Origin of the sequence: Pseudanabaena mucicola FACHB-723, assembly GCF_014696385.1 — a bacterium.
Taxonomy (GTDB): domain Bacteria; phylum Cyanobacteriota; class Cyanobacteriia; order Pseudanabaenales; family Pseudanabaenaceae; genus Pseudanabaena.
This window is the reverse complement of the sequence record NZ_JACJQB010000010.1, coordinates 1-14,617: the sequence shown is the minus strand read 5'-3', so window position 1 is coordinate 14,617 and position 14,617 is coordinate 1. Positions and strand designations below refer to the sequence as shown.

10 protein-coding genes and 1 pseudogene are annotated in these 14,617 nt (G+C 43.1%); 8 read left to right on the top strand and 3 right to left on the bottom strand.

The annotated features are described in order from the left end of the window. Positions 1–164: 164 nt before the first annotated feature. The 3 genes from H6F41_RS07215 to H6F41_RS07205 all read left to right on the top strand — a co-directional run bounded on the left by H6F41_RS07215 (position 165) and on the right by H6F41_RS07205 (position 2,834). Positions 165–1,331 carry a hypothetical protein gene (locus tag H6F41_RS07215; RefSeq protein ID WP_190402799.1) on the top strand — a complete coding sequence of 389 codons (1,167 nt, stop codon included), beginning with the start codon at positions 165–167 and terminating at the stop codon, positions 1,329–1,331. A gap of 75 nt (positions 1,332–1,406) precedes the next feature. After that, positions 1,407–1,694, top strand: a complete 288-nt coding sequence (locus H6F41_RS07210; RefSeq protein ID WP_190402798.1) for a DUF3288 family protein — start codon at positions 1,407–1,409, stop codon at positions 1,692–1,694. Between the two features lie 174 nt (positions 1,695–1,868). Next, entirely contained in the window at positions 1,869–2,834 is a 966-nt protein-coding gene (locus H6F41_RS07205) for an exopolyphosphatase (RefSeq protein ID WP_190402797.1), read from the top strand. Between the two features lie 109 nt (positions 2,835–2,943). Here the strand turns inward: H6F41_RS07205 and H6F41_RS07200 are convergent, their stop codons facing one another. Further along, on the bottom strand, positions 2,944–5,028 hold the full coding sequence (locus H6F41_RS07200) for a M3 family metallopeptidase (RefSeq protein ID WP_190402796.1): 2,085 nt from the start codon (positions 5,026–5,028) through the stop codon (positions 2,944–2,946). Positions 5,029–5,301: 273 nt separating this feature from the next. Between H6F41_RS07200 and ilvC the strand changes: the two genes are divergently transcribed. After that, the gene (gene ilvC / locus H6F41_RS07195) at positions 5,302–6,297 is read left to right on the top strand and encodes a ketol-acid reductoisomerase (protein ID WP_190402795.1); all 996 of its coding nucleotides are present in this window, start codon (positions 5,302–5,304) and stop codon (positions 6,295–6,297) included. A 56-nt stretch (positions 6,298–6,353) separates the two neighbouring features. Here ilvC and mrdA read toward each other — a convergent pair whose 3' ends face one another. Continuing rightward, on the bottom strand, positions 6,354–8,186 hold the full coding sequence (gene mrdA / locus H6F41_RS07190; protein ID WP_190402794.1) for a penicillin-binding protein 2: 1,833 nt from the start codon (positions 8,184–8,186) through the stop codon (positions 6,354–6,356). Between the two features lie 155 nt (positions 8,187–8,341). Here mrdA and H6F41_RS07185 point away from each other — a divergent pair, with 155 nt between their 5' ends. Both H6F41_RS07185 and H6F41_RS07180 read left to right on the top strand, forming a co-directional pair. After that, positions 8,342–8,779: an ATP-binding protein gene (locus H6F41_RS07185; protein WP_190402793.1), complete on the top strand. Its 438-nt coding sequence runs from the start codon at positions 8,342–8,344 to the stop codon at positions 8,777–8,779. Between the two features lie 120 nt (positions 8,780–8,899). Then, on the top strand, positions 8,900–11,191 hold the full coding sequence (locus H6F41_RS07180) for a RelA/SpoT family protein (protein WP_190402792.1): 2,292 nt from the start codon (positions 8,900–8,902) through the stop codon (positions 11,189–11,191). A 10-nt stretch (positions 11,192–11,201) separates the two neighbouring features. Here H6F41_RS07180 and H6F41_RS07175 read toward each other — a convergent pair whose 3' ends face one another. Continuing rightward, positions 11,202–11,894: an ROK family protein gene (locus tag H6F41_RS07175; RefSeq protein WP_190402791.1), complete on the bottom strand. Its 693-nt coding sequence runs from the start codon at positions 11,892–11,894 to the stop codon at positions 11,202–11,204. Positions 11,895–11,984: 90 nt separating this feature from the next. Between H6F41_RS07175 and H6F41_RS07170 the strand changes: the two genes are divergently transcribed. Both H6F41_RS07170 and H6F41_RS19485 read left to right on the top strand, forming a co-directional pair. Next, complete coding sequence (locus H6F41_RS07170; RefSeq protein WP_190402790.1) at positions 11,985–14,402, top strand: NACHT domain-containing protein; 2,418 nt, start codon at positions 11,985–11,987, stop codon at positions 14,400–14,402. Positions 14,403–14,506: 104 nt separating this feature from the next. Continuing rightward, positions 14,507–14,617 (top strand): annotated as a pseudogene (locus H6F41_RS19485) (IS4 family transposase); the annotation flags it as partial.

Below are 14,617 nucleotides of genomic sequence, written 5' to 3'. Positions count from 1 at the left end.
AAGACAAGTTTCAGGGAAATTTATAGATAGATGCCTGCATTTTATCTGTTTTTTTGCGATCGCAAAGCTTACACAAACGCAAATTTATACAGTTGACATAGATCTTCGGCTATTTTTTGTGATACTTTTCATGACAACCGTGCGAATTGTGTCAGGAGGCAGTTATGACTGAAAACAAAACTAATGAGGTAATTGGGCAGGTCTCTCAACAGATTGGGAAGACTTGGACAAAGGTACAACCACAGTTGCAGGCGCTATTGCTAAAACTGATAAAAAGTTTGCTGCCTGCACTGCGTAATCTGCAAACTAAATTAGTCAATGTAGAAGCATCAACGGGAGAGCCAGCCAGCACTAGCACCAGTAATCCTAATTTAGAAAAGGCTTTGCAAATAGGTAAGGCAATTTCCGCCAAGACCATTGCCACGCTAATTGTGGCTCTGACCAAGTTACAAAAGAGCTTAGAAGGCGAAGGTGCATTAGATGCCACGGAAGAAGCTGCTCTACTCAATGCTGCCCCAACCATTGATTCTCCCTTGGTAGCACAGGTCAAACAAGAATTTGGCATTGCTTGGAAATTTACCCAAGAGCAAGTTGTTCCCAAAATTCTGGGCTTCCTCCAATTGTCTGTTGATAAACTTGACCCGATTGCTACCAATATTTGGCAAAAGGTTTCCACGAAGGCTGCCGCCACACCATCCCTCGTCAAGTCTTGGGAAGATTTGCAAGCCAATGATGCTTGGAAAAAGACAGTGACGGCAACTGCCCCCATTTGGCGCTCGATTAGTGGAATTGCTACCCAGATTCCCCTGTCCGATGAGGTAAAACTGATTCTTGAAAAGCGGGCAGGGACGGTCGCTTTAGTCACCCTATTTTCATTGCTGGTCATCCTCAAGCCATCCCACGCTCACAGCAAAGTTGTTAAAAAGGTAGCTGTCACACCAGCGCCCATCAGTCAGCCTGTCACTAAAACTCCTGAGAAAAAAGCGCCCTCAGTTAGCGATTTGGTCAAGCCAGAGAAGGATGATGCGCCTTTAAGTGCCGAACAAATTGCGATCGCAAAGATTCAAACCCAAGTTTCTGAGGTCGCCAATCAATATGGCGAATCGTTGCTAGGTTCAGTCCAAACCAACTTTAAGCGGGGACGCTTGATTGTTGTCCTAAATGATGACTGGTACAAGTTAACCCCAAGCCAACAGACCCAACTGGTCAAAGATCTCCAAACTCGTTCCCAATCCCTCAATTTCAAGAAATTATTTGTCGCTGATGCCGAAAATCATCTAATTGCGCGTACTCCTGTCACTGGTACTGAAGTGATTATTTTGAGGCAATAATATCTCCCAAAGTGATGCCAAACGCTTTGCATTTGGCATCACTTTGTTTTAAAAAATCGGCAAAACAATATTTCTATGGCAGAAGTCAAAGATCAAAGACATCCTCAATACACTAAAGATCGCCAGATAGTTAATGATCTCCTCAGCCAGTCCACACCTACTAAGCGTGACTATGCCGATCTTGCGCGTCTAATTATTCGTTACAAAAGCTTTGTAGGAGCGCGAGATATTCAAGCAGATTTGCTCAAGGTACTTAGCAGTTGGCATTTAACCGAAGAAGAGTTATTTGCCAAAACCAGAGAAATCCATGCAGTCGGCAAAGTCTATATGTCACAGGATGAAGGTCAAGATGATTGGGCTTAGTTATTTGTTGATCAAACAATCAATTACTTCACTAGACTAGAAAGCATGATTTACAAAAGAGCGCACTCTTAGAGTGCGCTCTTTTGTAAATATATAAATCTATAAATGATTTAGGATTGCTATAAATCCATAAAATATCTATAAGATTAGCCAGAATACTCAAGGCATCCGCTTATGTCAGACGCAAATAAAAAGTATCGATTAATTACTCGCAGTGACTTTGATGGTGTGGTCAGTGCCGTGCTACTCAAAGAACTGGATATGATTGATGAAATTCTCTTTGTCCATCCCAAAGATGTGCAGGATGGCAAGGTAGAAGTTTGCGATCGCGATATTTTAGCTAACTTGCCATACATCGAAGGGGCAGCGCTGATTTTCGATCATCACATCAGTGAGACAATGCGTGTTTATGACAGCCCTGAAAATCACATTATTGAAGGTGAAGCCCCATCCGCCGCAAGGGTAATCTACAACTACTATGGTGGCAAACTCAAGTTTCCCCATATTTCTCAAGAGATGATGAAGGCAGTGGACAAGTGTGACTCTGCCCAATTTACGATTGATGATATTCTGCATCCCCAAGGATGGGTATTGCTGAGCTTTTTGATGGATTCTCGCACTGGCTTAGGCAGATTTCGTGAATTTACGGTCTCTAATTACGCACTGATGATGGAGTTAGTGGAGGCATGTCAAACTCTATCGATCGAGCAAATTATGGAGCTGCCCAATGTCAAAGAGCGTATAGACATGTACTTTGTGCAGCAAAAAATATTTACCAAACAGATTGAGCATTGTGCCGAAGTGTACGACAAGCTCGTCGTGATTAATCTGCAAAATGAAGAAACGATCTACGCGGGTAATCGTTTTATGGTTTACGCGCTCTATCCTGATTGCAATATCTCTATGCATCAGATGTGGGGCAGACAGCAGCAAAACACCGTTTTTGCTGTTGGCAAATCCGTACTCAATCGCACCTGTAATCTCAATATTGGCGAATTAATGCTGAAGTATGAAGGTGGCGGACATGCCAATGCAGGGACTTGCCAAATCGATGTTCAAGATAGCGATCGAGTCAAGCAAGAGTTAATCGACATCATCACCAAATATAACAACGTCGAATCCACACCTTTATCGCTGTAAATAAAGAGCTTGCTTAGCAAGCTCTTTATTTACAGCGCTTTGCGCTCAAAGAAGATGAGTGGCAACGCGAAGCGCTACCACTCATCTTCTGGCTTTATGTTTGCTATATTTAAACCTTGGCTAAGCCACTATGACGCAGTAATGGCTTGGTGCTAGGCTCACGCCCACGAAAAGTCTTGAAGACTTCCATCGGATGCTTACTACCACCAAGGGCGAGCACCGTATCACGGTAGAGTCTACCGATTGCCGAAATTGCTGCTTCATCTTCCAATCCTGCTTCCTCAAAGGCAGCAAAGGCATCGGCACTAAGCACTTCTGCCCACTTGTAGCTGTAGTAACCTGCGGCATAGCCCCCTGCAAAGATATGACCAAAAGAGCAAAGGAAATTATCTTCGGGCAAGGGAGGGATCACCATCGTGGTTTGAGCAAGTCGAGATCGCAATTGCATCGGCGTTTCTGCGCCACCAACCTCATAGCGATGGTGTAGCTCAATATCGACGAGGCTGAAATGCAACTGGCGTAACATTGCTGAGCCACTCATATAGTTTTTAGAATCAATCAGCTTTTGGAAATAGCTCTCTGGCAAAGTTTCACCAGTTTCATAATGCTTTGCCATGCCAAATAAAGTGGCGCGATCATAGCACCAGTTTTCCATGAATTGACTGGGCAATTCCACCGCATCCCATTCCACATTATTGATTCCTGAAGCACCCGCATAATCAACCTGAGTCAACATATGCTGCAATCCATGACCGAACTCATGGAAGAGGGTCTCCACTTCGCCAAAGGTCATCAAGCTAGGCTTGCCATCGACGGGTGGTGATTGATTGCAAATCAAATAGGCTACTGGCAAACGGGTGATAGGCTGACCATCTTCGATCACCTTGGCACGACCAATACAATCATTCATCCATGCCCCACCCCGCTTCTCCGCAGGACGGCTGTAAGGATCAAGATAAAAATATGCGATCGCAATATTCTGCTCATTCTGAATTTCAAAAAAGCGTACAGTTTCATGCCAAATCGGCGCTTTGCCATCCGCAGGCACAACGGTGACTCCAAACAAACGATTAACTAGCGCAAATAAACCTTCCAGCACTTGAGGCAATGGGAAATAAGGGCGCAATTCCTCAACGGTGAAATTAAACTTAGTTTCGCGCTGACGCTCAGCCCAATAGGAAGTATCCCAATGCTTGAGTTCGATCGTTTCGCCCTGAGCCTTGGCAAATTCTTTAAGTTCTTCAAATTCAGCGACGGCGGCAGTATAGCTCGACTGACGTAATTCCTCCAGCAAGTTATCGACAGCTTCAACATTGGGAGCCATCTTTCGCGCCAGACTTAGTTCGGCATAGCTAGGGTAGCCAAGTAACTCCGCTTTTTGTTTACGCAACTCCAAAATGCGATCGATCAAAGGCGAATTATCAAACTCACCACTTGCCGCACGACTAACAAAGGCACGATAGAGTTTTTCCCGCAAATCACGGCGACGGCTATGCTGCATGAATGGCACATAGCTAGGATAGTCGAGGGTAATGCACCAAGGTCCATTTTCAGGTGTAGCTTTATCATCACCATCTAGCCTTGCTGCTTGAGCTGCTTGAGACAAAAGACTAGGGGGCAAACCATCAATTTCTTCGGGCAAAGTCAGCGTCATGCTAAAGGCTTTCGTCGCATCCAAAACATGATTAGAAAAATCCGTGGAGAGCTTCGCTAATTCCATTTGAATCGCATTAAACTTCTCCTTCAAGTCACCTTCTAACCCAACACCCGACAACTCAGCATCCCGAATCGCCGCTTCGACAATCCGTTTTTGAGCAGGTTCAAGGCTATCCCACTCCGCCGATCCGTAAATTGATTTATAAGCCTTATAAACCGCTTGGCTTTGGCTAAACCGATTAAAAAACTCAATTACTTTTGGTTGCACAACCTTGTGGGCTTCGCGCAATTCCGCATTATTTTTGACACTGAGCAAATGCTCGACTGCTCCCCATGCCCAGCCAATCCGCTCAGTCAGACGTTCTAGTGGCTCGACCAAGCCAGACCATGTGGGCTGTAGATCGGCTTCAAGTTTACTCAGTCCCGCATTAGTTTCTTCCAGCAATTGCGTAATTGCTGGGATCACATGGTCGGGCTTAATCTCCGTAAAAGGTGGTAATCCTTTACCAATTAAGAGAGGATTTGTAATTTCACTCATAGATAATCTAATCTTTAAGATTTGTAAATAGCTAACTCAATTATATAGCGATCGCCACTTGTACCCGCAAAAAACAAGTACCCGCAAAAACAAGAATTGTGCCCAGTTACTTATGGGTTTTCAGAATTATTGACAAGTTTATTTGTTTTTATTTCTTTAGGGGGACGATTTTTGCTAGACTAGGAAAAGTGTTTGAAGGCAATTGACAATAAATCTTCCAAACTACATTACAAAACTAATCACTCAATCTTTTGTCTCGGAGATAACCACACTATGGCTCGGATGTACTACGACACGGACGCAAATCTTGAATTTCTAGCAGGTAAGACAGTCGCAATTATCGGCTACGGTTCTCAGGGTCACGCCCATGCCCTTAACCTCAAAGATAGCGGCGTGGATGTCATCGTGGGGTTATATCAAGGCAGTCCCTCATGGCAAAAAGCAGAATCTGACGGTCTCACAGTCAAAACTGTGGCAGACGCATCGGCAGCAGCAGACCTGATCATGATTCTCTTGCCTGACGAAACCCAAAAAGCAATTTACAACACGGAAATTGCACCGAACTTAAAGGCTGGCAATACCCTTGCCTTTGCCCATGGCTTCAATATTCACTTCGCGCAAGTTGTTCCCCCTGCCGATGTTGATGTGATCATGGTTGCGCCTAAGGGGCCTGGTCACTTGGTACGTCGTACTTACACCCAAGGTCAAGGCGTTCCTGCGTTATTTGCAGTTTACCAAGATGCCACTGGTCAAGCTCGCGATCGTGCGATGGCTTATGCCAAAGGTATCGGCGGCACACGCGGCGGTATTCTCGAAACAACTTTCCGTGAAGAAACCGAAACTGACCTCTTTGGCGAACAAGCTGTACTTTGCGGCGGTTTATGCGCTCTGATTAAAGCTGGCTTTGAAACCCTCGTTGAAGCTGGCTATCAACCAGAACTAGCCTACTTCGAGTGCTTGCACGAAGTTAAGCTAATCGTTGACTTGGTTGTTGAAGGCGGCATGTCGAACATGCGCTACAGCATCTCTAACACTGCCGAGTATGGCGACTACACCCGTGGTCCTCGCGTGGTAAATGAGCAAACCAAGACAGAAATGAAGAAGATTCTTTCGGAAATTCAGTCTGGTCAATTTGCCCGTGAATTCGTTCTTGAAAACCAAGCTGGTAAACCTGGATTCACCGCAATGCGTCGTCAAGAAGCAGAGCATCAAATTGAGTCAGTTGGTCAAGAGCTTCGCGCTATGTTTAGCTGGTTGAAGAAGATCTAGTGATCACATTTCTCTAATAAAAAAGCGGCGCAAAGCGCCGCTTTTTTACTGTGGTATTACAACTCTGTAGTTACAGACGGTACAGGAGGATTATTGGGGGAGTTCGGCATTTTCTTGATTTTCATATAGGCTTCAACTGTCTGTACTGCCAAGGGTGCGGCGATCGCACTGCCACCACCGCCACCAGCATTCTCGGCAAAGACAGTCACCACGATTTCGGGTTTTTCGTAAGGGGCATACACCGTAAACCAAGCATGGTTTGGACGTGGTGGATCTTGAGCTGTCCCAGATTTCCCAGCCATCGATACTTCAGCAGAACTGAGAGAAGCCGCTGTACCGTAGTCAAATACAGATTTAAGGGCTTGCTGCAAAGCCGCCAAGTTAGTTGGCGATATATTCAAAGACTGTCGCCATTCCCTAGCATCATTGTCCTCTAAAAGTAAATGTGGTTTGATTTTGAAGCCACCATTGCCCACTGCCGATGTCATCATTGAGACTTGAACAAGATTCGCTTGGACATCACCTTGACCAATCGACATGTTTAAAGTGTTGCCAACATACCAAGGTTCACCAATTACGCGCTTTTTCCATTCTTCATCGGGGACAGTTCCTTTGCTTTCTTCTTCTTTAATCTCAATGCCCGAATATTCACCATAGCCAAATTTATGTGACCATTCCGCTAATTTTTTTTCACCTACGCGCATTCCCACCTGACCAAAGAAGGTGTTGCTGCTGTATGCCATCGCCTCAGAGAAGCCAATTGTCCCAAAGCCCGCTTTATTGTGATCCCAAAACTGAAAACCGCCGACATCAAGATAGGGATAGGTGGGCAGCAAATCATTGATGCCAAATGAACCAGTTTCTAGACCTGCTGCCATAGTTACCACTTTAAATGTGCTTGCGGGTGGATAGACCTGCAAAACTCGATTCACGAAGGGGTGATCTTTTTCCTGTAGGCGTTTCCATGTTGCTTCTGAAATTTTGCCTGAGAAAAGATTTGGGTCAAAGGCAGGATGGCTGACCATGGCAAGAATTTCACCATTATTGGGATCCATGGCAATGATGCCGCCCTGTTGCTCACCGAGCAATTTTTCTGCTGCTTTTTCTAGATCTAGATCAATGGTTAATTTGACAGCATTACCCGCTTTTGGTGGCTTTTGACCTAAAACTCGTAATACCTTACCAAAAGCATCAACTTCTACTTGCTGACCGCCCCACTCTCCTCTTAGTTGATTTTCAAAGGCATACTCAACCCCTGCTTTGCCAATAACGTCTCCTGGACGATAGCCTTTTTCTCGTAATTTAGGTAATTCTTCCGCCGTTAATTCGCCTGTGTAACCAAGTAAATGGGCAGCGATATCACCATTGGGATAATAGCGTACTGCTTCGGGTTCTACCTTTACGCCTGGCAAGTCAAGACTATGCTCAGAGAGCATGGTGACTAACTTGGGGCTAATCGATGTAGAAACGCGCACAAGGTTCGGTGAGTTATAGCCTTCCTGTTCTAGTTTTTGAGTAATCGTCTCTGCCGAAACATCGATTAACTTGGCTAGACGATTAATAATTGGCTGCCATTTTTCCTTGGATTGGGCAATTGGCCAGAGATAAACTACGTGCGCCAAACGACTGGAAGCAAGAATATTACCTTTACGATCAAATAGTCTGCCTCGTTCAGGTGGTTTGGCGATCAGTCTGATCCGATTATTTTCAGCAAGCTGTTGATTGCGATCGCCCTCAATGAGCTGTAAATAAAACAAACGTCCGCCCAAAAGTCCGATTAGCACTGCGATGCTTACAAAAAACAGAATTGCTGCACGCATCCCTTTGCCCATTGTGCGGGTGTTTTCTGTGGGATTAAAGGGAGAAATTCGTCTTTGCGTAAAGGTCATACTGCTTAGGGAAGATTTTTCGCTAGAATAGGATCTAGATATATTGTATTGCGATCAGGAATTGAATTAATTCCCTCGCCCGTTTAGTGAGTGATTTCGCTATTCATAAATTTCCAAAGCAAGCTATAGCAGTTTTTCAGAGGAGTTAAAAGTCCGTGATTGTGACACCTGTACGTCCTGTAGGACGAAAGTGGAGTAATCTCAGTTTTACTTCAACCCTCTATCTTGCCCCAGTATTAGATCTGTTGCTAGATGAAGTACCACTAGAGTGGCATCCTGAGCTAAGACTTGGTTTACAAGAAGCATTGGTCAATGCCGTTAAACATGGCAATTCTCTTGATCCATGTAAACAAATCACCGTTAAGTTTTCGATTGTGGCACAAATGTATTGGTGGGTGATTACGGATCAAGGTAATTCACCACAGTCTTCTGACTGTTCTGAGGCAGATCCGACACCTTGTCATGATTTGGAATGTGGCAGGGGGTTTTATATTCTCTATAAAATATTTGAAAATGTTTATTGGGATCATGAAATGCACCGCTTGACTCTTTGCAAGCGTATTGATCGATCTACGAAACCAATGATTCTCTAAAAAATCATTGAATTTTGTGGTTTTTGACAAAACTAAAGACAAAACTGCATATTTGACATAGAGTTTAAAATAAGGTTATGAGAACTTTATAACTATCTTTGCTAGGGCGAAATAAAACCTATGACTCCAATCACATTATTAGCTGAAGCTCCTGTAGAACATCTAGGTAATCCTGTGGATGTGGAAGTAGATAGTGAGCAAGTAGGCGAGTGTAATGCTGTAGTAGATGCTTGGATCCCAGATTGGCTAAGGGGTGGTTGGGAAAAGTCGCAAAGGAGGGAGATTTTAGAACAGGAAGATATCGTTAGTCGGGCATTGGATTTTGCCTATCGCTTGCATGATGGGCAATGTAGAGCTTCGGGGGAACCATACATATTACATCCGATCGCAGTCGCATCAATTCTAAAAGATTTGGGTGGCAGTGATGCCATGATTGCCGCAGGTTTTTTACATGATGTGGTTGAGGATACGGAAGTATCTTGCGAACAAATTGAAGAAATGTTTGGCAAGGAAGTTCGTCAACTTGTAGAAGGTGTGACTAAGTTATCAAAGTTGAGTTTTGCGAATAAAACTGAAAGTCAGGCTGAGAATTTTCGGCGTATGTTTCTTGCCATGGCTCAAGACATTCGGGTGATTATCGTTAAGCTTGCCGATCGCCTGCACAATATGCGAACGCTACAACATTTGCGACCTGAGAAGCAAGTTCTGATTTCCAGAGAAACGCGGGAGATTTTTGCTCCTTTAGCCAATCGATTGGGGTTAGGGCAAATTAAGTGGGAATTAGAAGATATTGCTTTTAAATATATTGAGCCAGAGCAGTATCAAATGATGGAGTCTCTCGTTGCCGAAACCCATGAGAGCCGCCAAGAGCAACTTACAGAAGTTACGAAGATTTTGGGTGAGCGTCTTGCCGATATGGGAATTGAGGACTTTGAGATTAGTGGTCGTCCTAAGCATTTATATGGCATCTATCGCAAAATGGAACGCCAGAAGAAACAATATAACGAGATCTATGACATTCAGGCGGTACGGGTGATCGTCAATACAAAGGAAGAATGTTACCGAGTTCTTGCGGTTGTTCATGATTATTTCTGTCCAATTCCCGGCAGATTTAAAGATTACATTGGTTTACCGAAACCTAACCGCTATCAATCTCTGCATACGGCGGTGATTGGACCGAAAGGACAGCCTGTCGAGGTGCAGATTCGGACATGGGAAATGCATCATATTGCTGATTATGGAATCGCGGCTCACTGGAAATATAAAGAGAGTAATTCAGAGAGCAAGCCACTCAAGGGGGATGATCAAAAGTTTACTTGGTTACGCCAGTTGGTGGAATGGCAGAGAGAACTGAACGATCCACAGGAATATCTCGATAGTGTTAAGGAAGATTTGTTTGATAGTGAAGTTTATGTGTTTAGTCCCAAGGGTGATGTGTATTGCTTGCCAAGGGGGGCAACTCCTGTAGATTTTGCTTATCGTGTACATACTGAAGTAGGAAATCACTGTTCTGGAGCTTTGGTGAATAATGTAATGGTTCCTTTACAGCGTCCACTGAAGCATGGGGATATTGTCACCATTCTTACCCAAAACAATGCTCATCCCAGTACCGATTGGATGAACTTTGTGGCTACTAGTTCCGCCAAGAGTCGAATTCGACAATGGTTTAAGCGATCGCGACGGGATGAGAATCTTGCCCTAGGACGCAGTGCTCTAGAACGAGAGTTGGGTAAGGCTGGCTTAGAAGCTTTACTCAAGTCTGACCAGATGCAAAAACTGGCTGAACGATGTAACTATCACAATGTTGAAGATTTAATTGCTGGTATTGGCTATGGCGAGACTTCAGTTAATGCGGTGGTCAATAAGCTGCGCGAACATCAACACAATGAAAGAGGTTTGCATTCCTATAAGGTTGAGCCTCGTCATCAAGAACATGTCCATAGCCATAGCCATTCTAAATCACCAATTTTGGGATTGGATGGTATGGTTTACTCGATCGCAGGTTGTTGTACGCCTTTACCTGGAGAGCCAATCGCTGGAGTGGTTGCGTTAGGCAGTAATCGCGGTATTACCATCCATCGCCATGATTGTCACAATTTAACGAGTATTCCTGCGGATCGTTTGCTGCATGTGGGTTGGAATCAAGATAAAGAGCATGATCATGTCCAAACCTATCCCATTGATATTCGGGTGGAAGTGATTGATCGGGTCGGTATATTGCGTGATATCTTATCTCGACTGTCTGACAACAAAATTAACGTACGCCGTGCCAATGTGCAGACGAAAAAAGGCAAAGCGGCCATTATTGATTTGAGCATTGATATTTGCGATCGCAATCAGTTTGATCGTGTGTGCAATCAAATCAATAAGCTCTGTGACATTCTCTCTGTTTCTCGCGTTGTCGCTGAGTAAGGAATACTTTTCAATAATTCCACAGGGCAAGCCCGCCGCTTAGTCCCAAATCATTGGAGACAATCGCCACTCTTGCAGGTAAATCTACCGAGATTAACCGAGCATTACCGCCGCCGATGTAAAGCTTGTCATAGTTAAATAATTTATATAGTGATGCGATTGCCTCTAGTAACCTTTTATTCCAGACTTGCACACCAACTTGTTCCAGTGCGGGTTGACCTAATCTGTCTTCATAGGTTTCGCTGCCAATAAAAATATGTTGTCCTAGTTCTAAATTGGGTAACAATTTACCATCAAAAAACAGCGATGAACCAAATCCAGTACCTAGCGTAATTGCTAGCTCTACGCCATGCCCTACGATCGCGCCACAGCCCTGCACATCAGCATCATTAGCAATTCTGATCGGTTGATCACACTTACTTTGTAATACTTGCAGCAAGGGAAAGCCATCCCAGTCTGGGTGTAAATTAATTGCGCCTCGCGTTACCCCATTTTCGACGACACTGGGAAACCCAATGGAAATGCGATCGCAAGTGCTATGGGTTGATATTAGACTAGTTAATATTGATACGATGGCATCGGGAGTAGCGGGATGGGGGGTAAGAATTTGCGATCGGGCAGAGACCTTAGCACCTGTGTTGTCTAAGAGGATTGCCTTAATACTGCTACCACCAACATCAATTGCCAAGGTTAATAAATTCATCCTAGCTCCCTCAATAATTTATCAATAATTTAAGACAACAGCAATCATCTGATTTTGTTAGAATATCCCAGAAATAATTGACGCAACCCCATGAATAATCCTCTAATGCTAAAAGCATCATCCGAACTGATTGATCAAGCTCAGAGTGAGCTGTTAATTAGAGGAGATAGTTATTTACAGCTAGCCGAAAAACTAGAAATTGCAGTTCAATTGGTTGATAATTTTTTTAAAGGGGAAATTGTCGATATTCACACATACAACTTAATTTGTAATTACTTGGAGATAGAATTCACTTCTAGTTCAGAGGAAACCCCTGATATCCAGGAAAATAATGATATCTCATTGGCATACCTTAATGGAGAAAGTGCGGTTGTCAATCAAGATGATTATGGAGATTTTGGAATTGAACTTGTACAAGATCAGGATCTAGATAGTCAAGATATTGTCATTGAGCAATTGCCATCGGACTATACAGATATTGCCGTAATTTTGCCAATTATACGGCAAAGGATATCAGCTAATTTAATTAATCAGTGTGACCGACTAAGAATAATTAATGTAAATACACCACTACATTTACATGATTTATACACAGAAATTAATGTGTTTAACGGTTTATTGAGTAGCCAATATCTAGATCATAATATTGATGATATTGATGAGTCGAATAAACATCTAAATCGATTCAGTCGTGGCAATATTTCTTTAGAAAAAATTGCGGCTGACCAAGCTTTAGATGAATCTAAACAGATTTTATTAGTAGGTAGTTTAGGGTCAGGAAAGACCACATTGCTCAAGTATTGGGCAATTGCCTGTATTACCGAACAGATATTACCAGAGTGTTTGCCCATATTTGTGTCACTGCGATCGCTAAACTCAGTTAGTGATCTGCAAAATCCTGTAGTTTGGCTAAAACAACAACTTAATAATTACGGTTTATCCGATGAACTAATCAGCAATCATATTCTAGAGCAACTTATTAGTCAGGGACGCTTATTACTGCTTTTAGATGGTCTGTATGATGTGCCAGAAATGCAGAGGGTAGAAGTTACTCAGCAAATTTTACAATTTTGCGATCGCTATCCCGACAATCGTGTTGTAGTTACTAGCCGTAATCCAATTTATAGCCATATTCTGGAATCATTTCTAACACTAGAAATTGCTCCATTTGATGCCAATCAAATTAGTACATTCGTGAAGAAATGGTTCCATCTTACCTGTCCTCAAGAACCTCAAAGAGCTACTGATTTAGAACAATTATTTATAAAAAATCCATCACTAAGAGAAGTTGCTAAAAAACCATTGTTTCTCACTTGCCTTTGCAATGTTTTTCAGAACAAAAAATCAATTACGGCAAGTTTTTATCGAGAAATTATTGATTTACTCTTAACCACATGGGAAGAGACTAAATGTTTATTAATTCCTCCTACTTCCGAACTGTCAATCACGCAAAAGCTAGACTTACTCTCCCATGTTGCCATCGTGGCACTTGATCGCCAAGGCTATATGTGGGAATCCGAGCAATTAGTAAAAGACTTTCAATCATGTATTACTGCTAATCAAAACATTGCCTCGACTATCAACCCCAATCAAATTATTCAAGAATTCAAATGGCAACATGGCTTATTGACCGAACCTGCTAAGGGTGTGTATACCCTCAGTAATGCGCCAATATTGCATGACTATCTCGCAGCCTATCGACTAGCCTATAGTCGTCCCCACATTGTGCAGAAATATTTACTCGATAGAATTCATCTCAAGCATTGGCATGGCGTAATTGTCATGTCGCTCAGTATTTCGCCCCAAGCTGAACAAATATTACTAGAGCTTAAACAAAGAATTGATCAATCCATAAGTAAAGAGCAACATCTTCAAGCCTTTTTAACATGGATAGATTTCCAAGCTAACCAGATGCAAGATATCTATAAACCCGTCACAATTCGCGCATTGTATTTAGATATTGATTTAGAAAAAACGCGATCGCTAGATCGGGCGCGCGCCTTAGATGTCTCCCATTCCAAATCCTTAGAACGGGCAAAAAAGAGAGCTATGGGAATAGAAAATACCATGGACACCGAAATGGATGTCGATCATGCAATTCACCTTGCCATCAATCTCGATCTTGCCCTTTATTTCACCAATCATCGGGTTTTAGAGTTAGCTAGTGCTTTAGATCCGATTCTCAACCAAGGTTTACAAGCACTGCGTCAAGAGCTTCCCAATCCCCATGAGGATCGTGCCAAATTTGCGAAATGGTGGCAAGTCAAAGGATTGGAATGGTCTAAGTCATTTCGCAGTTTGATTATTCAGCATCGGAAAGGGTCGCAAGCATGGCATTTTACGGAAGAACAAACACGACTGTTACGCACATATCACGATGCCAATAAACTGCTGGTTGATTGTTTAAATAATGCTGAGCATATTAGCCCATCGGTTAAAGCGCAGATCGAATCTAGCTTATTCTTGCCTCTGGAAGTTCCCAAACTAACTCCAAAATCAAGTAAGTAACTGGGCGCAATTAAAGATAAAACCCTAAGTACAGGACAAAAAGTTGCAAAAGTAGAGAGAAAGGGGTTTTATAAAAGATAACCACATCTAACCATAAAACCCCTATCAAAGAGATTAACCTATTCCGAGAAATGTTGCAGCAGCATCTGCAATGGAATGCAGCAAGACTAGCATTTGTGTCGGCATTTCTGATCGCGCTAATACGAGTAAGGACA